The following is a 220-nucleotide window of genomic DNA, read 5'->3' as shown; positions in this document are numbered from 1 at the left end:
ATTACCATTACGATCAAACGCTAACTTCCTTAACTCCTCCCCTTCGAAAATAAGAGCAGGCAGTGTCTTACTCTGGCTATTATATTTGTCAAAAATAACCTGAGCGGTTTCCTCAATATTTTCAAAAGCATAAAGCCAGCCACGGATTGAGGCACGATAAAAACGATCGGTAATTTCAGGGTTCTGTTGAATATATTCACGCGAACTAAATAAAATATCG

General features: G+C 38.2%; 1 protein-coding gene. It reads right to left on the bottom strand.

The genetic code is table 11. The features are described 5' to 3' along the window. Positions 1–220, bottom strand: a 220-nt coding sequence (locus tag ACRHOC_RS15620) for an ABC transporter substrate-binding protein (protein ID WP_431159493.1), incomplete at both ends; no start/stop codon positions are given.

The organism is Winogradskyella poriferorum (assembly GCF_050618035.1).
Lineage (GTDB): Bacteria > Bacteroidota > Bacteroidia > Flavobacteriales > Flavobacteriaceae > Winogradskyella > Winogradskyella poriferorum_A.
The sequence above is the reverse complement of the archived record's forward strand: the minus strand, read 5'-3'. Positions and strand labels throughout refer to the sequence as shown.